This window comes from Streptomyces milbemycinicus, from assembly GCF_002154605.1.
GTDB classification, from domain to species: domain Bacteria; phylum Actinomycetota; class Actinomycetes; order Streptomycetales; family Streptomycetaceae; genus Streptomyces; species Streptomyces milbemycinicus.
On record NZ_MUNE01000129.1, the window covers coordinates 1 to 25007 of the forward strand.

At 69.6% G+C, this 25007-nt stretch carries 20 protein-coding genes; 12 read left to right on the forward strand and 8 right to left on the reverse strand.

The window, feature by feature from the left end:
* Positions 1-77 precede the first annotated feature (77 nt).
* Positions 78-479: a lasso peptide biosynthesis B2 protein gene (locus tag CCN51_RS11965; protein ID WP_425444757.1), complete on the forward strand. Its 402-nt coding sequence runs from the start codon at positions 78-80 to the stop codon at positions 477-479.
* Here the strand turns inward: CCN51_RS11965 and CCN51_RS59925 are convergent.
* Positions 427-696, reverse strand: coding sequence for a hypothetical protein (locus CCN51_RS59925; RefSeq protein WP_170061302.1), 270 nt, complete (start codon positions 694-696; stop codon positions 427-429). The two genes, CCN51_RS11965 and CCN51_RS59925, sit on opposite strands and share 53 nt — an antisense overlap.
* A 12-nt stretch (positions 697-708) precedes the next feature.
* The gene (locus tag CCN51_RS11975; protein ID WP_014175275.1) at positions 709-1617 is read right to left on the reverse strand and encodes a MerR family transcriptional regulator; all 909 of its coding nucleotides are present in this window, start codon (positions 1615-1617) and stop codon (positions 709-711) included.
* 39 nt (positions 1618-1656) lie between these two features.
* Between CCN51_RS11975 and CCN51_RS11980 the strand changes: the two genes are divergently transcribed.
* The 4 genes from CCN51_RS11980 to CCN51_RS11995 all read left to right on the forward strand — a co-directional run bounded on the left by CCN51_RS11980 (position 1657) and on the right by CCN51_RS11995 (position 4807).
* Positions 1657-2406, forward strand: coding sequence for a maleylpyruvate isomerase family mycothiol-dependent enzyme (locus CCN51_RS11980; protein ID WP_043486486.1), 750 nt, complete (start codon positions 1657-1659; stop codon positions 2404-2406).
* Between the two features lie 201 nt (positions 2407-2607).
* Positions 2608-3321, forward strand: a complete 714-nt coding sequence (locus CCN51_RS11985) for an SDR family NAD(P)-dependent oxidoreductase (RefSeq protein WP_086859524.1) — start codon at positions 2608-2610, stop codon at positions 3319-3321.
* A gap of 141 nt (positions 3322-3462) precedes the next feature.
* On the forward strand, positions 3463-3822 hold the full coding sequence (locus tag CCN51_RS54900; RefSeq protein ID WP_014175278.1) for a hypothetical protein: 360 nt from the start codon (positions 3463-3465) through the stop codon (positions 3820-3822).
* Positions 3823-3877: 55 nt separating this feature from the next.
* Positions 3878-4807, forward strand: a complete 930-nt coding sequence (locus CCN51_RS11995) for a UTP--glucose-1-phosphate uridylyltransferase (protein WP_014175279.1) — start codon at positions 3878-3880, stop codon at positions 4805-4807.
* Positions 4808-4885: 78 nt separating this feature from the next.
* On the opposite strand, the gene CCN51_RS12000 is transcribed toward CCN51_RS11995, so the two are convergent.
* From CCN51_RS12000 to CCN51_RS12015, 4 genes are read right to left on the reverse strand one after another with little or no spacing between them, the layout of a single operon-like run.
* Complete coding sequence (locus CCN51_RS12000) at positions 4886-5806, reverse strand: hypothetical protein (RefSeq protein WP_014175280.1); 921 nt, start codon at positions 5804-5806, stop codon at positions 4886-4888.
* Positions 5803-6291 (reverse strand): hypothetical protein, encoded by a 489-nt coding sequence (locus CCN51_RS12005; RefSeq protein WP_014175281.1) that lies wholly within the window; start codon positions 6289-6291, stop codon positions 5803-5805. The genes CCN51_RS12000 and CCN51_RS12005 overlap by 4 nt, the downstream gene beginning before the upstream one ends.
* Before the next feature lie 3 nt (positions 6292-6294).
* Positions 6295-7518: a macrolide family glycosyltransferase gene (locus tag CCN51_RS12010; protein ID WP_014175282.1), complete on the reverse strand. Its 1224-nt coding sequence runs from the start codon at positions 7516-7518 to the stop codon at positions 6295-6297.
* A complete protein-coding gene (locus CCN51_RS12015) occupies positions 7515-8513 on the reverse strand; it encodes a patatin-like phospholipase family protein (protein ID WP_238545339.1) in 999 nt (332 codons plus the stop codon). The genes CCN51_RS12010 and CCN51_RS12015 overlap by 4 nt, the downstream gene beginning before the upstream one ends.
* A gap of 259 nt (positions 8514-8772) precedes the next feature.
* On the opposite strand from CCN51_RS12015, the gene CCN51_RS12020 reads away from it, so the two are divergent.
* Positions 8773-9948 carry a damage-control phosphatase ARMT1 family protein gene (locus CCN51_RS12020; protein ID WP_014175284.1) on the forward strand — a complete coding sequence of 392 codons (1176 nt, stop codon included), beginning with the start codon at positions 8773-8775 and terminating at the stop codon, positions 9946-9948.
* Positions 9949-9991: 43 nt separating this feature from the next.
* Here the strand turns inward: CCN51_RS12020 and CCN51_RS12025 are convergent, their stop codons facing one another.
* Positions 9992-10630 (reverse strand): helix-turn-helix domain-containing protein, encoded by a 639-nt coding sequence (locus CCN51_RS12025; RefSeq protein WP_158104664.1) that lies wholly within the window; start codon positions 10628-10630, stop codon positions 9992-9994.
* 158 nt (positions 10631-10788) lie between these two features.
* Between CCN51_RS12025 and CCN51_RS12030 the strand changes: the two genes are divergently transcribed.
* Positions 10789-11577, forward strand: a complete 789-nt coding sequence (locus CCN51_RS12030; protein ID WP_043486489.1) for a DeoR/GlpR family DNA-binding transcription regulator — start codon at positions 10789-10791, stop codon at positions 11575-11577.
* Between the two features lie 8 nt (positions 11578-11585).
* On the opposite strand, the gene CCN51_RS59190 is transcribed toward CCN51_RS12030, so the two are convergent.
* A complete protein-coding gene (locus tag CCN51_RS59190) occupies positions 11586-11708 on the reverse strand; it encodes a hypothetical protein (protein WP_014175287.1) in 123 nt (40 codons plus the stop codon).
* Between the two features lie 498 nt (positions 11709-12206).
* Between CCN51_RS59190 and CCN51_RS12035 the strand changes: the two genes are divergently transcribed.
* The 5 genes from CCN51_RS12035 to CCN51_RS12055 all read left to right on the forward strand — a co-directional run bounded on the left by CCN51_RS12035 (position 12207) and on the right by CCN51_RS12055 (position 25003).
* Positions 12207-15221 carry a TIM-barrel domain-containing protein gene (locus CCN51_RS12035; protein WP_014175288.1) on the forward strand — a complete coding sequence of 1005 codons (3015 nt, stop codon included), beginning with the start codon at positions 12207-12209 and terminating at the stop codon, positions 15219-15221.
* A 110-nt stretch (positions 15222-15331) separates the two neighbouring features.
* Complete coding sequence (locus CCN51_RS12040; protein WP_014175289.1) at positions 15332-17200, forward strand: DUF4091 domain-containing protein; 1869 nt, start codon at positions 15332-15334, stop codon at positions 17198-17200.
* Entirely contained in the window at positions 17197-20838 is a 3642-nt protein-coding gene (locus tag CCN51_RS12045; RefSeq protein ID WP_043486491.1) for a beta-galactosidase, read from the forward strand. Before CCN51_RS12040 ends, CCN51_RS12045 begins: the two co-directional genes overlap by 4 nt.
* Positions 20835-24578, forward strand: a complete 3744-nt coding sequence (locus CCN51_RS12050; protein ID WP_014175291.1) for a beta-galactosidase — start codon at positions 20835-20837, stop codon at positions 24576-24578. Before CCN51_RS12045 ends, CCN51_RS12050 begins: the two co-directional genes overlap by 4 nt.
* 8 nt (positions 24579-24586) lie before the next feature.
* Positions 24587-25003, forward strand: a complete 417-nt coding sequence (locus CCN51_RS12055; RefSeq protein ID WP_143675776.1) for a hypothetical protein — start codon at positions 24587-24589, stop codon at positions 25001-25003.
* Positions 25004-25007: the final 4 nt, after the last annotated feature.

Here is a 25007-nt window from a genome sequence, read left to right on the forward strand (position 1 = left end):
CTCCCAGCCCCGACCCCGATCCCGGCGCCACGCTGCCGCCGCCGGGCAGGATCACCCCGGCGCACCGCGTGCTCGCCGTGCTGTGCGCCGCGGTCGCCGCCCCGCTGGCGCGTGCCCGGCCGCGCCATATCCGCGCCGTACTCCACCTGCTGCGCCGCGGCGCGGCTCCGGCCACCCCCGAACAGACGGCCGCCGCCCGCCACGCCGTGGTCACGGCCAGCGCGCGCTGCGCCGCCGCCCGAAGCTGTCTGCACCGCTCACTGGCCACCACGCTGCTGTGCCGGGCCCACGGGACATGGCCGACCTGGTGTACGGGGGTGCGTACCGAACCCTTCGGCGCACACGCCTGGGTGGCCGTGGACGGCGAGCCGATCGGCGAACCCGCCCATGAGCGCGGCTACACCACCATCATCAGCGTCCCACCGCTCAGCCGAGACCGGCGTCGCGGGCCAGAAGGGCCGCCTGGAGGCGGTTGGTGACCTCGAGCGCGGTGAGGATGCGCTCGTGCACATCGCGCAGCACGGGGGCGGGCGCGGCGTCGGCGGCGATGGTTTGGGGGTGGCGCAGGGTGCCGAGGACGTCGCGCAGATCGGCCAGCCTGGCGGCGCTCGGGGTCGCCGGGCATCTGCCCCTGGCCGACATCCCCTCCCGCGACGACGGCACGGACGACGGGCCGGACGGCTGGACAACCCCCATGCCCTCGGACGGCTACGCCACCGCGCGGTCGAGCGAGTCCAGCAACCACGAATGCGCCTCGCCGACCGTGACGTCCTCGCCGGTGATGTCGCCGACGAGTTCCCAGTAGCGGCGCAGGCTCGGGCTCCGATCGACCGCCGCGGTGCGCAGCAGGGCGCGCCGGAAGGTCAGGCTGTCCAGCCTGCCTCGTGTCGTGGCATGCGCCTCGACGAACCGGTCGAGCAACGGTCCGGGCCCCGGCTGCTCCCCCGCCCGTACGCATGGGCGCGCGAGCTCGCACGCTTCGGCGATTCCCCCGTCCAGCAGGGCGTTCTGGTAGGCGACGAACTCTTCGCCGGTACGTGTACGGGCCCAGATCTGCTGCCGGAGCCGGTGGTCGTCGACGATCGCGACCAGCGTGGCGTAGGCGACCACCTGCTCGGGAGTGGGGTCGTTCGGTGGCTCGGGGACGCTGACCGAGATGAACATGCTCGCGCCGTCTTCGGACATTGAGGGCAGGGCGATCCGGCTCCAGAACGCCTCGAGCATGTGCTGCGCCGCCCGGCCGTCCGTGACCGCGGCCAGCAGCTCCAACCTCGCGGCCCGCTCGACCGGTGCTGCTTGTTCGACCGCCCGGAGCGAGGCGCGGCGCCAGGCCAGTGTGGCCAGCTCGACGTCGACCTTCGCGCGTTCCTGCGCGGCGACTTCCGCGATGGAACGCCGGCCACCGAGCACGCTGTCGATCGCCGTCAACCCGAGTCCGAGTGCACGTAGCCGGCGCAGCAGCATCAACCGCTCGACCGTGTCCGGGAGGAAGCGACGGTGTCCGCCAGTGCTGCGGACCGACTCGACGAAGCCCTCGTCGCAGTAGAAGCGGATCGTACGGACGGGCACGCCGGTCAACTGTGAGAGCTCGCCGATGGACAGCGTATCCGCGCGCACTTGAACCTCCACCCGGGTGGAGTTCCTACCCTACGCCGCATGACACAGCCTCATATCGACCAATTGGCCTCGGGCCTGCTCGCACAGATCGCGGCGTTCGCGGATGCCGTGGACGGCGCCGACTGGGACGCCCCGGTGCCGACATGTCCGGAGTGGCCGCTCCGGGTCCTCGTCGGACACCTCGGGCAGGCACCGCGCTGGGCGGCGGGAATCGTACGCGGCGGTTCGCCCGACGGCATCCCTGATCCCCGTGAAGCGGTGCCCCCGCAGAACTGGCGGGCATGGCTGCTCGCGGGGGCCTCGGAGCTTGTCGAGGCGGTACGGGCGATCGGTCCCGGCACACCGGTCTGGACGCTCACCGGGCCGGGACCTGCGTCGTTCTGGCTGCGGCAGGCGGCGCACGACACATCGGTGCACGCCGTCGATGCAGCGCTGCTGGCCGGTGTTCCGTACGCCCTCGAACCGGACCTCGCGGCCGACGCGGTGACTCAGTGCCTGGAGTTGCTGTCTTCGCCGGTGGCCGAGGCATTGAAGCCCGCGGTGGCCGCGTTGCGGGGTGCGGGCTCGATTGGGCTGCGACCGTCCGAAGGGGCGATCGAGGGGTGGGTGATCACGCGGACGCAGACGGGGGTGTCATGGCGGCGGGGTCCGGGGCGGGCGGACGTGACCGTGACGGGTGCGGTGGAAGACCTGCTGTTGGTGCTGATGCGACGCCTGCCGCCGCAGCACGTGGCGATCGATGGGGATGGGCAGCTGTTCGACCACTGGCTGGCGCATTCCGCGCTGTAGGCAGGCCGCCCGGCTCACCGTCCGCCGAAGCGCTCAGCTTGCCGGTCGGCTGGACCGCGGACACGGCCGGCCGGCCCGACGGCGTGGCGATTCGGCAGAACGGATGGGCACAAGTCCGCCCGGCCCGCCCTAGTGGACCGATCGGTCATGTAACCACGGCCTCGGGTCGCGAGCCCCACCCCTAGCCCGAAGAATGTCACTATGGGCACTCATGACCAGAAGGTCGCCGCCATCACCGGCGCCTCGCACGGTATAGGCGCCGCCCTCGCCGACGCCTACCGCAAGCTCGGCTACGCCGTCGTCGCGACCTCGCGTACCATCGCCCCCTCCCCCGACGCGGCCGTCCTGACCGTCCCCGGCGACATCGCCGACCCCGCCACCGCCGAACGCGTCATCGCCGCCGCCAGCGAGCGCTTCGGCCGCGTCGACACCCTGGTCAACAACGCGGGCATCTTCGTCGCCAAGCCCTTCACCGACTACACCCAGGACGACTACGCCGCCACGACGGGCGTCAACCTCGCCGGCTTCTTCCGCATCACTCAACTGGCCATCGAGCAGATGCTCACCCAGGGCGGCGGTCACATCGTCAACATCACCACCAGCCTGGTCGACAACGCCGACTCCCGCGTCCCCTCCGTACTGGCCTCGCTGACCAAGGGCGGCCTCCAGTCCGCCACCAAGTCCCTCGCCATCGAATACGCCACCCGCGGCATCCGCACCAACGCCGTCTCACCCGGCACCATCAGGACCCCCATGCACCCCGAGGAGACCATCAAGGACCTCGCCGCCCTGCAACCGGTCGGCCGACTGGGCGAGGTGAGCGACATCGTGGACGCGGTGATCTACCTGGAGAACGCCCCGTTCGTCACCGGCGAAATCCTCCACGTCGACGGCGGCGTCAGCGCGGGCCATTGAAATGGGCGCCGGGACGGGCACTCGTGAGCAACGAGCCCGGTAGCTTCGCCCGGAGCGGCGTGATCAGCCCCCTCGGCCCTGCGCGCCGCCTGCTACCCCGGCGCCCTGCGCTACGGCGCGTTCCTCATCTCCGACAAGCCCGTGGACGCCACCGGCACCCCCGATGATCTGCTCGCCGTCCTGCCCGGCGGCGACGCCCCGGCGTCCGTCCCGCACATCTCCTGCCACGCCGTGGCCGGCCCGCACCCCACCCGGTCCGCGCTGCGGCCGGCCGCCAGCCCGGACGCCGACCTCGACGGGGGCCTGCTGACCGTGGCCCGCATCCTGGACGACGACGACGCCGCCGCCGACCGCCCGCCCGCCGGACACGGCCGGCCCACTGGTCGTGCTCAGCACCTGCGAGATCGGGTCGTGACAGGAGCGAGGCCCGCTCAGGCCGCCGTCAGCGACTGCGTGCGCATCCATCGCCGTGGTCGGCAGCGGCAGCGGTGGCATTGGTAGCGTCGGCGTGTGCCGTGCCGGCCGGTACGGTGTGCCGCTCGACCGAGAGATAGTGATGTCCCTGACGATTCGCAGGGCCGTGATCCCCGCCGCCGGACTCGGCTCCCGTCTGCTGCCCCTGACGAAGGCGACACCGAAGGAGATGCTCCCGGTCGGCGACAAGCCGGTCATCGAGCACACCGTGCGCGAACTGGTGGACTCCGGCATCACCGACATCACCATCGTCGTCTCCGGCGGCAAGAGCCTTATCCAGGACCACTTCCGCCCCAACCCCGCCCTCGTCGAACAACTCCGCGAAGACGGCAAGACGGCCTACGCGGACGCGGTGGAGGAGGTCGCGGAGCTGGCCCGCCGGGGCCACATCACCTACCTCGACCAGTACGGCCCGTACGGCAACGGCACCCCGGTGCTGAACGCTGCCCGTGCCTTCGGCGACGAGCCGGTGCTGGTGCTGTGGCCCGACGACGTCTTCGTGGCCGAGGTCCCCCGCGCCCAGCAGTTGATCCGCGCGTATGAGCAGACCGGCTGCCCGGTGCTGGCCCTCATGCCGATGGACCCCAACGAGTCCCAGCGCTATGGCGTGCCCATCGTCAAGGAAGACCTCGGAGATGGCCAACTGCGCATCACCGGCCTGGTCGAAAAGCCCACGCCCGCTGCCGCCCCGTCCTCGTACGCGGCGATCGGCGGCTATGTCGTCACCCCTGGCATCATCGACGAACTGCGTGAGCAGACCCGCCGCTGGTACGAGCACAAGACCGGCGAGGTCTACCTGACCGACGCCATCAACGCCTACGCCTCCACCCGCGCGGTGTACGGGCAGGTCATCAAGGGCCGCTGGTACGACACCGGCAACCCGGCCGACTACCTGGTCGCCCAGATGGCGTCCGCCCTCGCCCACCCGGAGTACGGCCCCGTCCTACGCGGCCTGGTCGCCGGACTCGACGTCGACCGCGATGCCGCCCTCCGGTCGGAAACCAACACCTGACCTGCCGCTTTCTGTCCTGGGCCGCCCGCCCGCAGCGAGCGGCCCAAGGCAGGGAGCCCCTGGGTCCGGAGGAAACCCCTACGCCGCGGTCGCGCTACAGCGGGCACGGATGAGCGCGATCACGGTGTCGGCGGTGTGGTCGAGGTAGCTGCGGCCATCGGGCAGCCACGCCTCCGGGCTGATGTAGCTGTGCGACCCGAGGTGGGTGGCCGGGTCCAGCCGGTGCACGGTGATCTTCCCGGCGCGGTCGGCCCGGTTCCATCCGCTGCGGCGGAACAGCCGCCAGCGCTGAGGGAAGATCCAGGTGCCGACCCGCTCAATCCAGTCGCCCGCGCTGGTGAGCTGATGTAGGTGCTCGGCATGGGTGAGGTCGTTGGCGCCGTTGTGGAACCCGCCAAGCGTGATCAACAGGAGCGGGGAGCGTAGCTGGGTGTGCAATTCCTCGACCGCGCCGGTGGCGACCTGGGCGCCGCCGCTGTAGCTGAGCAGCACCACGGGGATACCGCTGTCGGGCCGGTAGCCGGCGAGCCGGAGCTGAGTGACGATCTGGGAACCGACGGCCCGGTTGTACAGGGGGCGGTACCGGTGGTCGGCGGCGACGAAGATCTGCATGACATTGTGCAGGAACAGCAGCAGCCCGATGTGGCGGCGCAGCCACACCCACACCGGCCGATCGGCAAGCGGGTCGGCCAGCGGCGAGTAGGGCTGCACCTGCCCCAGCACCCGCAGCTCCGGCGCTCCGGCGATCAGGGCCTTGACCAGCTGGCCGCCGTCCCGGGTGTCGCGGACGCGGCGTTTCCCGATGCCGTCCAGGTAGACGAGGTAGGCATCCGGGGGACCATCGGGGGCCGCACCCCGGGCGTAGGGCACACCCTCCGGGAGCTCGGTGGTAGGGGCCCGCCAGCCGGCGCTGTAGGCCAGCACCTCGTAGCGGGCCAGCAGAGCTTCGGCGAGCAGAACCGGCCCAAGCACGCAGACCCAGACCAGGAAATCGTTCATGCGATCGGCTCCAGCGCCTCGGTCGCACTGAGCTTCACGACCAGTCGGCGGACGGCCTCCACCGCGATACCGAGCCCGACCCCGGAGACGGCCACGCAACCGGCGGCGGCCCACCAGCCCAGCCCGGTCGCCGCGGCGAGCGGATCGGCCAGACCGGCTCCGACCCCCACGAAGAGCAGCAGGTGGAGCAGGGGCCCGAGCAGCGGGAACGCAAGGACGGCAGCGAGCACCAGCGGGGCGACCAGGCCGGGTGTCCACGCCAACCCGCCGCCTTGCAGCGGAGGGGACAGCACCAGCTTGGCCAGGGTCCACGCGGTCAGCGGCCACAGCGCGAACACAGCGCTCTCGACGAGGCCACCGGGCAGCAGCAACCCGGCCACAAAAGTCCGCGACATGCCAGGCCGGCGCGCTACCAGAGGCAGGATGCGCCCGGCTGCCTCCGACAGCCCGGCGAACAGCAGTAGGACGATGACGACAGGTGACATCACTCAGCCTCGCTGTGCCGGATCGCCGGGAGCCGGCTGACTGACCAAGCCGACCGCATGCAGGTACTTTTCGAGCTCGTCGGCGGCTCGCCGATATCCCCCCGCCTCGTGCTGGGCGGCCTGCACGGTGGTCGCGGCTGCCCGGAACCGGGGGTCGTCGAGCAGGCGCCGGGCGAGGGCACGTACGGAGTCCTCGGTGACGTCCTCCGTACGGATCGACAGGCCGGCGCCGAGCTCGGCGACGCGTCGGGCCACGATCGGCTGGTCGGCGCCCTGCGGGACCACCAGCAAAGGAACCCCGGCGTACAGGGCCTCGTTGGCGCTGTTCATCCCGCCGTGGGTGACGAAGATCGCCGCGCGGGCCAGTACCTCCAGTTGCGGCACGGAGCGGCGGGCGAGCACGTTGGCCGGCAACGGACCCAGCGCGGCGGGATCGGTCTGCCCGGTGGAGACGATCACGGTGCCGCCCAGCGGGGCGAGCGAGGTGGCGAAGGTGCGCAGCAGCTGCGGGTCGGCGTTGAACACCGTGCCCAGCGAGGCGTACAGCACCGGGTCCCGCAGCTGATCGGCCGGGAACGACGGGTCGACGAGGCGGGCGCCGATGCTTGGGCCGACGAACCGGTAGGAGTCGTCGAAGTCCTCGACGGCAGGCTGGAACGCCCGCGAGGTGTAGACCAGATTGAGCGGCTGGCGGATGCTTCCCACGTCGACCGGTGGCAACCCACGCGTGTCGAAGCGGCGGCGCAGCTCCCAGCGCGACCGCAGGTAGCCCTGGATACTGCGGGGCCGAGCCGCCGCCGCGGCCAGCAGGTCCCACGAGCCGCGGGTGGGGCTGGGCACATGCCGGTTGAACGCGAACGTAGTGTGCGACGCCGCCGCCGGCACCTTGAGTTCGCGGGCAGCGACCGCGCCCCACAAACAAGCATTGTCGTGGACGATCAGGTCGGGCCGGACGCGGCGCAGGTCGGTGAGCACAGCGGGCAGCAAGCGGACGGCGGTGTGCGCAAGCCCCTCTATGAGCGTGAGCGGCGTCGGCCGTTCGGGGAGCGGCTGCTCGCCCCCGGGGTAGAGGCACACCGTCGCGCCGGTGGCCTCGATCTCCTCACGGAACGCGGGCGAGGTGTAGTACGTGACGGTATGGCCGCGCCGGACAAGCTCGGCCACGACCGGCAGCGTCGGGTTGACGCGCCCGTGCATGGCGATGTTGAGGAACGCGATGGTACTCACAGGCCGGCCCCCAAGACGGCGGAAGTCGATACCTCGCCCGCACCGGCCGATGTCGCCGGAGGATCGTCGGCCCGATACAGGCCCGGCCCACTGATGCGCAGCCCGTCGAGAAAGCGCCCCGCCGCCAGGGACGCGGTGCTGATCAGCCGCTGGGAATGGCCGAAGTCCCACGGGGCGGGCCAGGCCTCGATGCCGGTCGGCAGGACGACGGTCGGGATGTGCTTCGACACCTCGTGCAGGTCACGCTCGATCTGGTGGTGCAACAGCAGCAGCCCGGCCCTGGAGGCGATCGCACGGGCACGTCGGCGCGGAAGGGTGTGGCGCAACGGCGAGCTCTCCGGCCCGGTCGACACCACTACCACGCTGGCCGCCCCAGCCTGCTGGGCCGCCAGTACCGGGACATAGGCGATCACCCCACCGTCGACGAGCGTCCGGCCCTCACGATCCACCGGGGGCAGAATCCCGGGAATGGCCGCGCTGGCCAGCAGCGCGGACTCGAGGTCTCCGTGGTCGAGCAGCACCGAAGCACCGGTGCCCAGGTCCATGGCCACCGCGGTGAACGGGACCGCTAGCTGCTCGATCCGCGACGGCAGCCCAGCCCGAGCGATCAGTCGACGCAGGCCGCGATCGGTGAAAACGCTGGCCCGGGAGGACAGGTAGCCGAGCGGATACACCTCACGGCGACGCAACTGGGTCCATACGTGGTCCAGCCACGGCGCGGCCTTGTCGGGGTGGGCGGCCGCGATTGCCCCGTTGAGGGCGCCCACCGAGGTTCCGATGATCATGTCCGGGTTGAATCCGCGCTGCTCCAGCGCGTACCCCACACCGACATGTGCCGCTCCGAGCACACCACCAGCGCCCACCACCACGGCCACGGGACGGGGAAGGGCGCGCAATCCCGCCGAGGTCGCGTCTTCGGGCGGTCGGCTCCATGGCAGGGACCGCGTCTCCTTACCGCCGGTCACCCCGCCGGTCATTTGTTCGACGGCTCTCATGGCCACAGCCTCTTGCCGAGTCGCCCCACTGAAGCCGGAGCGTGCCAATGCACCGACCTGCGGCGATAAGTAACCCTCATGATCAACCTCTCTCACCACGGCACCGGACCCGTGGGTTCCCGTGGTTAGACCGAGGGACCACCCGATCTGTGACACCGCCGAGGCTCGTCTCAGGATCTCCGCACCTTCACGCGCGCGGCGTCGCGACACTGACAGTGGACAGTGAGTGAGCAGCACTATTACGGAGGAGCACCAAGCCATGTCCGAGAACGTGGACGCGCCCGTCATCCTGAGCAACGAGCCCGGGAGCTTCGCCCGGAGCGTGCTGGCCGAGCGTCACCCGGCGCTCATCGCCAGGGTGCGCGATACCTTCCCGTACGGCCCCCAGCAGCACCGGGCGCTCGATGCCCTGCTCACCGAGTGCACCAAGGGCGTGATCGGCCCCCTCGACCCTGCCGCGTCAGACCACGACCAGTGGGCGGAATGGGGGCGGGGCTACTTCGGCCGCTCCTGGTTCGACGTGCCGTTTCTGTGGGCGGAGAGCTACTTCTACCGAAAACTCCTCGAAGCGGTCGGATACTTCGCGACGGGCCCTTGGCAGGACATCGATCCTTTCCGGCCGTTCAAGCAGGCGGAGTTGCACACCGAAGAGGCGGAGGCCGAACTGACGGCGCTGGACCGCCTCGCGCTGCGGCCCGTCGGTGAGCAGGCACAGGCGCTGCTGCACGGATCTCTGTGGGGCAACCGCGCGGACCTCGGCTTCAGCATGACCCCCGGCAGCCACACAACCACCGGCTCCCAAAGCCCACTCATCGCGGACGACTCAGCGGCACTGTGGTCGCTGCTGCCCGCCGGAGGTCCGAACACGGTCTGCCTCGTCGCGGACAACGCGGGCCGCGAACTCGTCCCCGACCTGCTCCTGATCGACCACCTACTGCGGCACCAGCACGCCGAACACATCACCCTCCACATCAAGCCGTACCCGTACTACGTCTCCGACGCCACAACCGCCGACGTGGTCGACTGTCTGCGCCACCTGAAGCAGGCCGACGGTGTCGCCGGCGTGGTCGGCAAGCGGCTGTGGGAGTCCATCAGCCGCGGTCGGCTCACGCTTCGAAGCCATGACTTCTTCTGCGCACCGCTGCCGTATGCGGATATGCCCGAAGACCTGCGCCAGGAGTTCGCAGACGCCACCGCGACCATCATGAAAGGCGACCTGAACTACCGCCGCCTCGTGGGCGATCAGCTCTGGCCCGCGACCACGTCATTCGCGGAGCGCACCGCGTACTTCCCCAGCCCCGTGGCGGCCCTGCGCACGCTGAAGTCCGACGTGATCGTCGGACTCGACGAGCGAACAGAAGCATCGCTCACTGCCGCGCACGACCAGCGGTGGCGCACCAGCGGCACCCACGCACTCATCCAGGTGCGGCAATGACGCGATCGTCGACTTGGAGAGCGCGCTGTACCGGCCCGATGGATCAGATGCGCAAGAGTTGCCCACCGTCCACGACGAACGTATGGCCGCACACAAAGTCGCTGAGCACCAGATGAACGATGGCTTCCGCCACTTCATCGGCACTTCCCAGGCGGCCGACCGGAGTGGTCTGGACTGCCCAGTCCACCACCGCAGTGCCGGCCGCACGCGTCATCTCCGTATCGATGTTGCCCGGCGCCACCGCGTTGACCAGCACGCTCTTCCCGCCCAACTCCGCCGCCATTGCGGTGGTCACCGCGTTCACTCCCGCTTTGGCCTCGCGGGCGGCCTCGTCGTCCTGACCGCCGCTGCCGTCCGGAGCACCGGGCGTGGCCAGGGCCGACGGCCGGGTCTGAGGCGGGCGCCGCCGGTCGTTGGCCCGGACGGTGTGGTAGGCCTGCCAGAGGCGGCTCAGGGCCTGACCGGAGCCCAGGACACGGTCGGCCTGTTGGGCGAACGACCGGGTGGGGGCCTGAGTGCACCGCTCGACATGGGTGACATAGGACTTGTCGTACCCCATACGCCGGGCCAGAGCGGATTGGGACAGCCCCCGCCCGGTGCGTAATCGGATCAGCTTGGCCGCGAACGCCTCAGCGGCCTGCCGTACCAGAGCATCCTGCGGGACCCGGGCAGCCTCCGCCACGGCCATCAGCGCGGGCCGCGCAGACGAGTTCGGCGGTGGGGATCAGGGGCATGGAGTGGCGGTGGCCTTCCCTCACGGCTGAAATGATCGTGGACGAAAACGCTTGTTCCGGCGAGATAAAGTCTTGGGCCCGCACACCACGGAACAGGGGATGACACATGGGGGCACCGCAGGCCAGATGGAGCGCGTTGCTGGAGATACTGACGCGCGACGGACGGATCGAGGTCGAGGCCGCCGCTGACGCAATGCAGGTCTCCGCCGCCACGATCCGGCGTGATCTGGACGAGCTGGCGCGTCAGCAGATGGTCACCCGTACCCATGGCGGCGCCGTGATCAACGCAATCGCGTACGATCTGCCGCTCCGTTACAAAGCCGCGCGCAACGCTCCGGAGAAGGAGCGGATCGCCGACGCCGCGGCGGGCCTGGTGAAGGCGGGCGCCGTGGTGGGTCTGAACGGCGGCACCACGACCACCGCGGTCGCCCGTGCGCTGGCCGCCCGGCCGGAGCTGGGCACAGAGGGCGCCGGGCCCTCGCTGACGGTGGTCACCAACGCGCTGAACATCGCCAACGAACTGGTTGTACGCCGCCATGTGAAACTCGTCGTCACCGGCGGCGTGGCCCGCCCTGCCTCGTACGAGCTCACCGGGCCGCTCGCCACCGAGGTGCTCACGCGGATCACCCTCGACCACGTCTTCATCGGCGTCGACGCGATCGACGTCAGATACGGTGCGACGGCCCAGGACGAGGGCGAGGCCGACATCAACCGGGCGCTGGCACTGCGCGCCGAACAGGTGGTCGTCGTCGCGGACTCCTCCAAGCTGGGCCGGCGGGCCTTCGCCCGGATCTGCCCGGTGGAGGACGTCCATGTGCTGGTGACCGACAAGGCGGCGGGCCCCGCGCTGACCGACCCGTTCGCCGCTGCGGGCGTGGAGATCGTCCGGGCCTGAGCGTCAGCTCACGTGATGATTCGCTTGACGCCACCCGCTGTCAGACCGCTGATCAGACAGCGCTCCACGAAGACGAACAGAACGCTGTAGTAGAGGTTCTTGTCGACCGTGCCGATGAAGCCCTTGCGCATGAGCGCGGTTGGCGGCCGCCGGGTTGGGCTGCGTCAGCCCGGCCTTGGTCAGCTTCCGCAGGAAGTCAAGCGTCTCGGGAGACACCGGCCTTGGCGAAGATGTCCTTGTTGCAGAACTACATCCGTGCGCTGGGATGCTTGATTCTGAGCGAAATCGCCAGAATCAAGCATCCACATCCATCTTGCGTACTCGGTGATCCTGACCCGAACCCGGCTCACCCTTCGCGCCTGACCCGCACACAGGAGGCGGAACCGCACGAATCGGGCGTGGTTCACACAGAATTTACCGCCGTCTTCCCCTGGCTCGCGGCCTCGGGAGCCAGGGCGCGAACCAGGGAAATCCACCGTCACCAGGGACGTCGGGCCCGATGGTTGGGGTCAAGAAATCACGGCGACGAGTGTTGACAGCTGACTTTTATCGCAAGAATATGAACACAAATAAGCATGATCTTGCAGTGCTACTCAACGACACCATGCCCGCCCCGCAGGAGGACGTGAGTGCGCACCCACCCCCGTAGATCGCGCGAAACCGGCGGATTCGGCATGCTTCTGGCCGCCGCGCTGGCCCTGGCGCTCATACCGTCCGTGACCGAACCCCTCACCACACCGGCCCGGGCAGACACCTCCGCCCAGCCGAAGGTGACCCGCAGCGCGGATGCCCTCACCGTGTCCGTGCCGGTCACCGAGAAGACCCCCGGCTACACCATCGACATCGCCACCGGCGAACTCGCCATCACCACCGAGCGCGCCGGAGAGGCCGTGCTCAGCACAGCGGGCGGCGAGACGGGGGGCCTGCGATTCCGCTCCGGCGGCCAGTGGCAGCGAGCGACCGAAGTCACCGACTGGGCATGGAAGGACGGCGTCCTCGCCCTCACCGCCGACACCACGCTCGACGGCGCCACCGTCAAAGCGCGGCTGACCCCCACATCCGACCGCTACCAGCTGGACTGGGACGTCGAGGGCGGCAGCCCCGACCAACTCGGCCTCGCCTACGACCTGTCATCGGCGGGCCACTGGTACGGCCACGGCGAGGCGGAGACCCCGCAGGGCGGCCCCGGTGTCAATCAGCCCTGGCCGCTCGACACAGGCGAGGTCGAACACGGAGCCTTCGGCCCGGCCTCGTACAACATGATCGACCCGTTCTGGTACACCTCCACCGCGACCGGTCTCCGGGTCGACACCGGGGATGTCATGGACGTGGCGCTCAACAAGGACAAGGACGGCCTCGGCCGCTTCACCGTCGAGTCGCCCGACACCTACAAGGCCACCGTGTTCGTCGAGTCGACCCCGCTGGAGGTCTACCGCGACTACATCGGCATCGTCGGCAAGCCGGGCAAGAGCGATGCCACATACGAGCAGTACGCCAAGCCGCTGTGGAATTCCTGGGCACAGTTCTACACAAAGGTCGACCAGGAGAAACTGCTCGACTATGCCACCGACCTCCACGACAACGGCCTGGACGGACACACCATCCAGCTCGACGACAAGTGGGAGTCGAACTACGGCAATCTGACCTGGGACCCCAAGACCTTCCCCGATCCCAAGGGCATGTCCGACAAGATCCACAACATGGGGTTCGACTTCGGCCTCTGGGTCACCCTGTGGATCAACCTGGACTCGGACAACTACCAGCACGCCGTCGACAACGGCTATCTCCTCATGGACGCCAAGGACACCAGCAAGCCCTGCGAAGTGACCTGGTGGAACGGCCAGGCAGGAATCATCGACCTGGCGAACCCCGACGCCAGGGCCTGGTACGAGGGCAACCTCAAGAAGCTCATGGACACCTACGACGTCGACGGGCTGAAGTTCGACACCCGCTTCTTCGACGAGAAGTGCGCGCCGCGCGAGGGCCACCAGGCCACCGACTACCAGAAGCTCGGCACACAGCTCGCCGACGAGTTCGACCTCCAGGGCGCCGGCATCCGGGTGCACTGGAACGAGACGGCCCACAAGGCCGGCTTCGTCACCCGCCAGGTCGACAAGGGCACCGGCTGGGACTCCCTGCGCGCCTCCGTCACCCAGAACCTGGCGATCTCCACCATCGGCTATCCGTTCGTCGAGTCCGACATGATCGGCGGCTCCGGCGGCCAGCCCGCACCGTCCAAGGACGTACTGGTGCGATGGGCGCAGTCCGCCTCGCTGATGCCGCTGATGTACTCCTCGACGTCACCAGTGGACACCAATGACACCACCACCGGACAGAAGGTGGACTACGACCAGGAGACGGTCGATCTCTACCGGCAGGCGATCGAGACGCACAAGAAGCTCGCCCCGTACATCTGGGACCAGGTCCAGTCCACCCTCAAGACCGGCGACCCGATCATGCGGCCCCTGTTCTTCGACTTCCCTAAGGACAAGGGGAGCTACACCGTCACCGACGAATGGATGCTCGGCCCGGCCGTATTGGCCGCGCCCAACCTCACCTCCCGCGCCACCCGGGACGTCCATCTGCCGCCCGGCACCTGGTACGACGTCAACCAGGGCACGGTGATCCGCGGCCCCAAGGCCCTCAAGGGGTACGCGGCGCCGCTCGGCGTCACCCCGGCGTTCGTCGACCTCAAGGCCAAGGGCGCCGCCAAGGCCATCAAGGCGCTGAAGCGCCACGACGTCCCGGCCGCCTCCGTCCTGATCAGTCCGGACGCCCCGTCCACCGGCTCCGGCACCCCCTTCGAGGTGACCACCGAGGCGACCAACTGGTCCACCCGGGCCATCAGAAACGTCCAAGCGGCGCTGGACCTCCCCGATGGCTGGACCGCCACGGCGACCGGCCCCACCACCGCGAAGTCCCTCAAGGCCGGCGGAACGCTCACCACCACCTGGACGGTGACCCCGGCCGCCGACGCGAAATGGGGCGGTCACGACCTCACCGGGAGGGTGACGTACGACCGTGCCCAGAAGGTCTCCGACACCGTGCGGGCGGAGGTCAAGGCGGCCCCGGGCAGTGTGGCGGCCCCGTATCTGACGACCGCCACCACCGATGACGCCCGATACGCCCAGGGCGGTGACCAGTTCGCCATCTGGGCCGGCGGTCAGGACCTGTCCGGCTGGAAGGACGAGAAGGGCGTCATCTACCTCGACGACGCGGCCGGAGAGAAGGCCACGGTGCGGACCGAGCTGGTCTCCCAGGACAGCGCCTCACCCTTCGGCAAGGCGGGGATCGCCCTCGCCAACGATCTGACCGCGCCCGGCAAGGGCGGTTACGCGGTGCTGGTCATGACCGAGCAGTACGGGCTGGAGTTCATGACCGACAGCGATGGCAACGGCGCGCTCGACACCTGGGCGGGCGGTGGCTCCACCTACCACCCGGCGTATCTGAAGCTGACCCGGGACGGCACCTCCTACACCGCGTATGCCAGTAAGGACGGCGAGACCTGGTCGCGGGTCGGCACCGCCGAGGTGCCGTCGGCCGCCGGCACCGGTGACGCCGGGATGGTCGCCAGCGCGGCCAACGTCAGTTACCCCGGCGAGAACATCGAGGCCGTCTTCAGCGGATTCTCCGTCACCTCCTGACACCACAGGGACCACGTGCACCGCCCCTTCCCGGCAGGCCCCGCCCCACCACCCCGGGGCCTGCCGGGGACCACGCCTCCACACGTCCGTGAGAGAGGGAGCACAGACCCATGGCACGTACGTCCTCGCTCGTCGCCGGCTTCGTCGCGGGTGTCGTGGTGGCCGCGAGCACCACCGCGATCGCCGTCACCGGCGCGAACACCGATACCGACCTCGATTCCAAGGCCACCACCACCTGGCTGACCGTCAAGGTCGCCGACGCCATGGGCACCAAGGACACCATCACCTGGGTGCCCACCGGATCCTTCGCCACCTCCGCGGAGGAGCGGGTCCCGCGCTACCCGATGACCGCCATCCAGGGCAAGGACACCAAGGAGCTGAACCTCTCCGCCGTACGCAACGAGCAGGTCTCGGCGCAGCTGGCGATCGCGTCCGGCCAGGATCTCGACAACGTCAAGGCCGTGGTCGGCGATCTCACCGGACCCGGCGGGGCGAAGCTGTCCGGAGACGACACCCAGGTCCGGTTCGTGAAGTACGTACCCGTACAGCGTTCCAAGAGCGAGGTCGACTGGTCCGCCACCATCGACCAGGTCAGCTCCGGCAAGGAGGTCTCCGGCGACCGCAACCCCGATGTGGTCGGCGACCCCCTCGAGGAGCGGTCCTCCGTGGACGTGCCCGCGTACGCGGCGCAGCCGCTGTGGTTCACCTTCCACATCCCCGAGAAGGCCAGGCCCGGCACCTACCGGGGCACGGTGAAGGTCGACGCCGACGGCCGCACCCAGGCGCGTTACCCGCTGACCATCGAGGTCGCGGACGCGAGCGCGCCCGACCCCGATGACTACGGCTTCTTCCTCGACGTATGGGCGCAGCCGGAGACCATCGCACAGGCACACGGCGTGAAGCTCTGGTCCGACAAGCACTGGAAGCTGATCGGGGCCTACAGCCGCGACCTGGCTTCCCGCGGTCAGAAGGTCATCAACACCACCATCGTCGACAACCCCTGGCACCATCAGTGGTCGCTGGGCACCCGGGAGTCGCAGACGGCCACGCCGTACTCCAGCATGGTCGGCTGGACCTGGGACGGGAAAAAGTTCTCCTTCGACTTCGCCCGCTGGGACAAGTACGTCCGGACCGCCAGACGCGCCGGGCTCGGGCCCGACATCGGCGCCTTCTCCATGCTGGCGTTCCAGGACAAGGAGCACCTCACCTACACCGACACCCGTACCGGCAGGACCGTCTACGAGAACGTCGATCTGGGCGGGGACCGCTGGCGGGAGGCGTGGGGGGCTTTTCTGCCCGCCTTCGAGAAGCATCTGAAGGCGAAGGGCTGGCTGGAGGACACCTGGCTGTCCTTCGACGAGCGCCCGATCAGCACCATGACGGTCGTCAAGGACTTCGTCCACGAGATCGCGCCGGCCTTCGACGACCGTATCTCCGTCGCCGGGTCGATCAGCACGGAGGGCGTCGCGTCGAACCTGTCCGTCGACTGGGGCGGCATCGACGCGATGACGAAGGAGAAAGTGGCGGAACGGCGCGCGGCCGGAAAGATCACCACCTTCTACGTGTACGGCTCACCGGCTCATCCGAACACCCTGTCGTACTCTCCCGCCGTCGAGGCACGCATGCTGCCGTGGATCTCCGCCCAGCGGAATCTCGATGGGTTTCTGCGCTGGTCGTACAACAGCTGGACCCGTGACCCCTTCGATCAGCCGGTGCACATCTTCACCCAGGGCGACGAATACCTGGTCTACCCCGGCAAGGACGGGCCGATGTCCAGCATCCGCTGGGAGCAGTTGAAGGAGGGCATCGAGGACTACGAGCTGATCGCCGAGCTGAGGAAGAAGGAGGCCGGCGCCGCCGACAGCGACGCCCTGACCGAGGCCCTCGCCACGGCGACCCGGAACCTCGACGGCCGTACGAAGGACGTCACCGACATCGAGACCGCGCGGGCGGCCGTGGTGAAGGGGCTGACGTCATGAAAGGGCGATGGCGCTCCCTGTTGCTCGCCGCGCTTCTGACCGTCATTCCCCTGACCGGTCCGGCCGCCGCGACACCGGCTCAGGCGAAGCCGCGGACGCAGGAGCACACGGTCACTTACGACCAGTACTCCGTGAAGGTCGACGGCGAGCCCCTGTACATCTGGGGCGCCGAGTTCCACTACTTCCGGCTGCCCAGCCCCGACGCATGGCGTGACGTACTCCAGAAGATCAAGGCGGGCGGATTCAACGCGGTCTCGCTGTACTTCGACTGGGGTTACCACTCGGCCAAGCCGGGTTCGTACGACTTCACCGGCATCCGTGATGTGGAACGGCTGCTGGACGAGGCCGAGCGCGCGGGTCTGTATGTGATCGCCCGCCCCGGCCCGTACATCAACGCCGAGGTCTCCGGTGGCGGCTTCCCGGCCTGGCGGAAGACGCGAAAGGGCGTGAACCGCACCTCCGAGACCGACTACCTCGACGACGCGCGCGAGTGGATGAGCCGGATCAACCACATCATCGCCCGCCGCCAGCTCACCCGGGGCACCGGCACAGTGATCCTCTACCAGGTCGAGAACGAGTACCAGGGCGGCCGCCACGACGCCGACTACATGCAGACCCTCATCGACTGGGCGAAGAGCGACGGCATCGACGTGCCCACCTTTGTCAACGACGGAGGTGCCAACAAGAACTGGGTGAGCGGCAAGGGCGCCCCCGACATCTACGGCTTCGACGCCTACCCGCAGGGCTTCGACTGCTCGAAACCCGACACCTGGAAGAACCTGCCGGACTATTCGTACGCGGGCGAGTGGAAGCCCGAGTCCCCGCTGATCATCCCGGAGGCGCAGGGCGGCGCCTTCGACCCCTGGGGCGGCACCGGGTACCAGGACTGCGCGCAGCTCACCGGCGCCGACTTCACCCGGGTGTTCAGCAAGATGAACATCGCCGCCGGGGTGAGTGGCCAGTCCTTCTATATGACGTACGGCGGCACCAACTGGGGCTGGCTCGCCGATCCGAACGCGGTGTACACGTCGTACGACTACGGGGCTCCGATCAACGAGTCCCGTCAGCTGACCGACAAGTACCAGGAGTTCAAGCGCCTCGGGTACTTGGTCAACTCGGTCCGCTCGCTGGCGCGGACCGACAAGGCCGAGGCGCCCACTCCTTCCGATGAGGCACTGCGCGTCGACCGGCGGGTCAACCCCGACGACGGCACCCAGTTCTTCACCGTCCGGCACGCCGACACCCGGGTGAAGGACAAGGATGAGACCACTCTGTCCCTGACCGGCGCGGACGGCGACTATCCGCGCGTGCCGCAGCAGGGCACGATCACGGTCGACGGCCGGGACGCCAAACTCCTTGTCGCGGGCTACGACCTGGGCGATCAGCGGCTCGTCTACTCCACCTCGGAGATCATGACGCACGCACGCGTCGGCGACCGTGACGTGGCGCTGCTGTACGGACGCAAGGGCGAGGCCGGTGAGACCGTCCTGCGGTACGCGAAGCGGCCGAAGGTCACCGTGCTCGACGGCGATGTCACCACCGCCTGGGATGCCGAACGCGGTGATCTGCGGCTGGACTACACCCACGACGGACTGGCCCGAGTGCTGGTGAACGGCCTGGAACTGCTGATCGCCGACACCGCGGAGACCGCCCGCTGGTGGCGGCAGGACACCGCCGCGGGCCCGGTCCTCGTGCGTGGCCCGTCGCTCGTCCGTACGGCCGAACTGGCCGACGGAACGCTGAAGCTGACCGGCGACTCCACCGATGCCTCGAAGATCGAGGTCATCGCGGACGCCACCAAAGTGACGTGGAACGGCCGCGCGGCGGCCGTCACCCAGGCGCCTCGCCCCATCGAACTGCCCGAGCTGACGACGTGGAAGTACAAGGAGGAAGCGCCGGAGTCCGCCCCGGGCTTCGACGACTCCGCCTGGACCACCGCCGCCAGGCTCAGCGCCAACAACGCCGAACTGGACGGATCGCTGCCCGTCCTCGCGATGGACGAGTACGGCTACCACCACGGCGACGTCTGGTACCGCGGCCGGTTCACGACCACGGGGAAGGCGACCGCGATCGCGCTGAACGCCAACACCGGACCGACCGGCCAGTACTCGGTATGGCTCAACGGCAGCTATCTCGGCAGCTCCGGCGACGGCGCGCACACCTTCGACATCCCGGCGGGGACGCTCGTAGCGGAAGGCGACAACGTCCTCTCTGCGCTCGTCGAGAACGCGGGCCACAACGAGGAATGGGGCCACGACTACTCCAAGGAACCGCGCGGCCTGCTCGGCGCCGAGGTGATCGGCGGAGCCACCACCCTCACCTGGAAGATCCAGGGCGCCCGGGGCGGCGAGAACCCCGCCGACGCCGCACGGGGCCCGTACAACAACGGCGGGCTGTACGGGGAGCGGGCCGGCTGGTCGCTGCCGGGTTACCCCGACAACGGCTGGAGCCGCACCACCCTGTCCGGGCAGACCGGGAAGACCGGGCCCGGCGTGCGGTGGTACCGCACCACCGCCGGGCTCGACCTGCCGCGGGGCCAGGACAACGCGATCGCGTTGGATCTCGCCGAACCCAAGGGCGGAAGCACCGACTACCGCGCCCAGATCTTCGTCAACGGCTGGCTGATCGGCCGCTACCTGGCCGACACCGGGCCCCAGACGCGCTTCGTCATCCCCAAGGGCATCCTGCACGAGCAGGGCGGCAACACCGTCGCCCTGGCCGTCTGGTCCACCGAGAAGGCTTCTGGCCCCGGCTCCGCGACCCTCGTCGACCTCGGCGCGTCGGCGGGCGGGATCAAGGTCCGTACGGTGGACGCGCCCTCGTACGACGCCAGGACCTACGCCATGCCGGCGTCGGGCGCCCGGGTCACCGTCGGCGCCGAGCCGTTCCTGAGCACCGGCACGGCCACCGAGGTCCCCGTCACGCTCACCGTGCCGAAGGGCGCGCCGACCGCCCGGAACGTCAAGCTGGCGCTGACCGTGCCGGACGGCTGGACCGCGACCACCGACGACACCACCCGCTTCGACCGGGTCCTGCCCGGCGACACGGTGACCGCGGCCTATACCGTCACCCCGCCCGGCGACCCGGTTCACTACGCCGTCCTGTCCGCGACCGCGGAGCTGACGCAGACCGGCCACCCAGGCACCGTCACCGGCCGGCGGGCCGTTCAGGTGCCGCCGCCGGGGCTGTCCGCCGACGCCTACGTGAGCGACCTGACCCTGGTCAAGGCGGTCAACGGCTGGGGCCCGGTCGAGAAGGACGCCTCCAACGGCGAGTCCGCGGCGGGCGACGGGCGGCCGCTCGCGATCGGCGGCACCACATACGCCAAGGGCCTCGGCGTGCACGCGAACAGCCAGATCCGGGTCTACCTCGGCGGCGGCTGCACCCGGTTCACCGCCACCACCGGGGTGGACGACGAGGTCGGTGACAACGGCAGCGCCTCCTTCCAGGTGATCGCCGACGGCCGCTCACTCTTCACTGGTCCGGTGCTGTACGGCTCCGGCGGCGGCGCCCCCGTCAACGTGGACGTGACCGGTGCCCGCTGGCTGGACCTGCTGGTCGACGGCGACGGCGATGTCTCCACCGACCACGCCGACTGGGCGGACGCCAAGCTGACCTGCGCGGGAGGCACCTCGTGAACTCCGTCCGTTTTCCGTCCCCTTCCGGCCTCGCGCGAGTTGGACGGCTCCGCTCCGCGCTGGCCGGAGCGCTGGCCGCCGTACTGCTCGCGGTCCTGTCCACGGCTGTGCCCGCCCACGCCACGGGCACAGCCGCCGAAGCCACCAAGGCCACGCCTCATACGGTCAGTTACGACAAGTACTCCGTCAAAGTCGACGGAGAACGGCTCTTCGTATGGTCCGGAGAGTTCCACTACTGGCGGCTCCCCAGCCCCGACCTGTGGCGTGACGTCCTTCAGAAGATCAAGGCAAGCGGTATGAACGCCGTCTCGATCTACTTCGACTGGGCCTACCATTCCCCCGCGAAGGGCCGTTACGACTTCACCGGCGTCCGTGACGTCGACAAGCTGCTCGACATGGCCGAGGAGGCCGGGCTCTATGTCATCGCCCGCCCCGGACCGTACATCAACGCCGAGACGGACGGCGGAGGCTTCCCCGGCTGGCTGATGACCCAGAAGGGACAGGCCCGCTCCACCGACCCCGGATACCTCGCCGCCGCCCGCGAGTGGCTCCGGGAAATCGACCGGATCCTCGCCCGCCGCCAGGTCACCGACGGCACCGGACCGGTGCTGCTCTACCAGGTCGAGAACGAGCTGTACGACCCGGAAGGGCGTGACTACATCGTCGAGTTGAGCAAGCAGGTGCGGGCCGACGGCATCACCGTGCCCCTCGTCGGCAACGAGCCGATGCCGCAGTACGCGGGCGGTGAGGGCCTGGACTTCGTCGGCGAGCTGGACCAGTACAACTCCTTCTGCAAGGGCGAGTGGTGGCTGCCCACCCTCAAGCGGCAGCAGGACGACGCACCGCTGGCGATCTTCGAGGCGGGCACCGGCTGGTTCCAGACCTGGGGAGACACGGGCTACGAGAAGTGCCGGGAGAAGATGGGCCCGGCGTACCAGAAGATCGTCAACAAGCACGAGGTCATGCAGGGCACGACGATCGAGAACCTTTACATGACCTACGGCGGCACCAACTGGGGCTGGCTCGCCGACCCGCGCCAGGTCTACACCTCGTACGACTACGGCGCACCGATCAGCGAGCCGCGCCAGACCGGCGCCGACTACGACGAGATGAAGCGCCAGGGCCTCTTCTACACCACCACAGGACCACTCACCGCGACCGATCCGGCCGACGCGCCCGACTCGTCCAACGACGCCGTACACATCGAAGCCCGCGCCAACCCGGACACCGGCACCCAGTTCCTCTACCTCCGCCACGGCGACCCGATGGCCGGCGCCGACGCCACCACCGCCTTCGACTGGGCGACCCCGGACGGCAGCTATCCGGTCACCGCGCGGCTGAACGGCAGGACCGGCAAGATCCTCATCGCCGGCCACGACCTCGGCGGCGGGCAGCGGCTCGTCTACTCCACCAGCGAGCTGCTGACCAGCACACGGACCGGTGGCCGCACGCAAGCCGTGCTGTACGGCGGCGAAGGCGACCCCGGGCAGACCATGCTCCGTTACTCCGCCAAGCCCAAGGTCACCGTGGTCGACGGCGAGGCCGACGCGACCTGGGACGCCGAGCGCGGCGACCTGAAGCTGGACTACACCCACTCCGGTCTCACCCGGGTCCTCGTCCAGGGCGGTGGCCGCCCCGATCTGCTGCTCCTCATCGGCACCGACAGCCAGGCCGCCGATTTCTGGCGGCAGGACACCAAGGCCGGTCCGGTCCTGGAACGCGGCACCGAACTGGTCCGTACGGCATCCGTCACCGGCCGGACGCTCGCCCTCACCGGGGACGCCCGGAAGGCCGGGCCGCTGGAGGTCTTCGCACCGCCCGGCGTACGGAGCGTCACCTGGAACGGCGCACCCCTGAAGGTGAAGCCGACTGCCTCCGGCAGCCTGCTCGGCACGGTGCCCGGTCCGAAAGACGTCACCCTCCCCGAGCTGACCGGCTGGAAGACATCCGCGGAAACCCCTGAGGCCGACCCGGACTTCGACGACTCGTCCTGGACGTACGCCGACAAGCTGACCACCGACAACCCCACCGAGCCCGGGACTCTGCCGGTGCTCTACCAGGACGAGTACGGCTACCACTACGGCTACGTGTGGTACCGCGGCCGCTTCAAGGCCACCGGCACCGAGAAGTCCCTGTCCCTCGCCGCGAACGCCACCAACCCCGACACCTCGTCGGGGGCGGTGGGCGCGTACTCGGTGTGGATCAACGGAAAGTTCGCCGGGACGAGCAAGACCGGCCGCCGGACCTTCCCCATCGCGGACGGTCTGCTGCGCAAGGGCAAGGACAACGTGGTCTCCGTCCTGGTCGGCACCATGGGCCACAACGAGGACTTCACCTGGAACAGCGACGACCACAAGCAGCCGCGCGGGCTGACCACGGCGTATCTCGCCGGCTCCGACGCGCAGATCACCTGGCGCGTCCAGGGTGCCCGGGGCGGCGAAAAACCCGTCGACACCGTGCGCGGGCATATGAACAACGGCGGTCTGTACGGCGAGCGGGCGGGCTGGACACTGCCCGGCCACCCGGACCGCTCCTGGGCCGACGCCACACTGCCGGCCATCGGCAACACCCCCGGCATCGCCTGGTACCGCACCACCTTCACCCCCCGGCTGCCCAAGGGCCAGGACGTGTCCGTCGGCGTCACCATCACCGACGACCCCGACCGGAACTACCGCGCCCTCATCTATGTCAACGGCTGGCTGATGGGCCAGTACGTCAACGACACCGGCCCGCAGCGCACCTTCCCCGTTCCAGGCGGCATCCTGCGCGCCGACGGCAAGAACACCATCGCCATCGCCTCGTGGAGCGAGGACGCCAAGAGCGGCGGCCTCGGAAAGGTGGGTCTCACCACCCTTGGCAATGTCACCTCCTCGCTGCGGGTCGCCGATGTGGCCGCTCCGGCCTACGACGCCGCCGCCTACGCCGACCCGGCCACCCCGGCGCGGGTGACCGTCGACGCCCCCGACACCGTCGAGCCGGACGGCAGCTACCAGGTCACGGCCGCGGTCTCCGTCCCGGACGAGGGCAAGCCGCTCCGCGACCTCACCCTGAGCCCGGACCTGCCGGACGGCTGGACCGCGACCCCGGCCGGCCCGGTCCGGCTCGGCACCCTGGAACCCGGTGCCTCGGCGAGCGTGAAATGGACCATCTCCGTGCCATCGGCCCAGAAGACCGGCACCGTCGCGATCGTCGGCGCCACCGCCGCGTTCACTCGGCGCGGCAAACCCGGCTCGGCGGCCGGGGAAGAGGTGGTGGCAGCGCAGCCACCGCCGCTCACGGCCGGCGAACACTACGTCAGCGATCTGCCGTTCCAGTCCAGCAGCAACGGCTGGGGCCCGGTCGAACGCGACCAGTCCGTCGGCGAGAACGCCGAAGGCGACGGCCGGCCGCTCACCCTGCACGACACCGTCTACGAGAAGGGTCTCGGTACGCACGCCGCCAGCAGCCTCCAGGTGTGGCTCGGCGGCACCTGCACCACTTTCCACGCGGCCCTCGGCCTCGACCAGGAGACCTACGGCCGCACCGACGGCCCGGCCACCGTCACCTACACCGTCCTCGCCGACGGAACGCCCGTCTACGAGAGCGGCACCGTCGACCGGGACACCGCGACGAAGAAGATCGACGTCGACGTGGCAGGCGCGCGTCGGCTCGAACTCGTCGTCTCGGACGCCGGGGACGGCAACGCCCTCGACCACGCCGACTGGGCCGACGCCAAGCTGACCTGCGGCGGCGGGGCCTGATGCCCGGCGTGAGACGGACCCTCCGCCGCTGCTCGGCGGCGCTGGCCCTGGCCGCCCCGCTGCTCGGCGCGGCCCCGGCAGCCGCCGGAACCGGGACGATCACCCTCGCGACACCGGACTACGAACTGCGCGTCGCGACAGACCGGCTGACCCTCACCACGGTACGGGCGGGCCGGACCGTCCTGGCCACGGCGGAGGGGGCGTTCCGGTTCCGGATCGGCGGTGACTGGTACCTCGTCCGGGAGGTCACCCGGGACATCTTCCTGCCGTCCGGAGTGTGGCGGGACGTGGGCCGCGGCACGGTGATCCACGGCCCCGTGACACTCAAGGACTACGCGGCGCCTCTCGGGATCACCCCGGCGTTCGTGAACCTCAAGGCCAACGGCGCCGCCAAGGCGCTCAAGGCACTCCACCATGCTTCCTGAGGAG

Coding starts and splice junctions, on each gene's coding strand:
- CCN51_RS12000 (WP_014175280.1), bottom strand. CDS start 5,806: ATGAACGATTTCCTGGTCTGGGTCTGCGTGCTTGGGCCGGTTCTGCTC.
- CCN51_RS12040 (WP_014175289.1), top strand. CDS start 15,332: ATGGCACGTACGTCCTCGCTCGTCGCCGGCTTCGTCGCGGGTGTCGTG.
- CCN51_RS11995 (WP_014175279.1), top strand. CDS start 3,878: ATGTCCCTGACGATTCGCAGGGCCGTGATCCCCGCCGCCGGACTCGGC.
- CCN51_RS12030 (WP_043486489.1), top strand. CDS start 10,789: ATGGGGGCACCGCAGGCCAGATGGAGCGCGTTGCTGGAGATACTGACG.
- CCN51_RS12020 (WP_014175284.1), top strand. CDS start 8,773: ATGTCCGAGAACGTGGACGCGCCCGTCATCCTGAGCAACGAGCCCGGG.
- CCN51_RS12005 (WP_014175281.1), bottom strand. CDS start 6,291: ATGTCACCTGTCGTCATCGTCCTACTGCTGTTCGCCGGGCTGTCGGAG.
- CCN51_RS59190 (WP_014175287.1), bottom strand. CDS start 11,708: ATGCGCAAGGGCTTCATCGGCACGGTCGACAAGAACCTCTACTACAGC.
- CCN51_RS59925 (WP_170061302.1), bottom strand. CDS start 696: ATGGGGGTTGTCCAGCCGTCCGGCCCGTCGTCCGTGCCGTCGTCGCGG.
- CCN51_RS12045 (WP_043486491.1), top strand. CDS start 17,197: ATGAAAGGGCGATGGCGCTCCCTGTTGCTCGCCGCGCTTCTGACCGTC.
- CCN51_RS11985 (WP_086859524.1), top strand. CDS start 2,608: ATGGGCACTCATGACCAGAAGGTCGCCGCCATCACCGGCGCCTCGCAC.
- CCN51_RS12015 (WP_238545339.1), bottom strand. CDS start 8,513: ATGAGAGCCGTCGAACAAATGACCGGCGGGGTGACCGGCGGTAAGGAG.
- CCN51_RS11980 (WP_043486486.1), top strand. CDS start 1,657: ATGACACAGCCTCATATCGACCAATTGGCCTCGGGCCTGCTCGCACAG.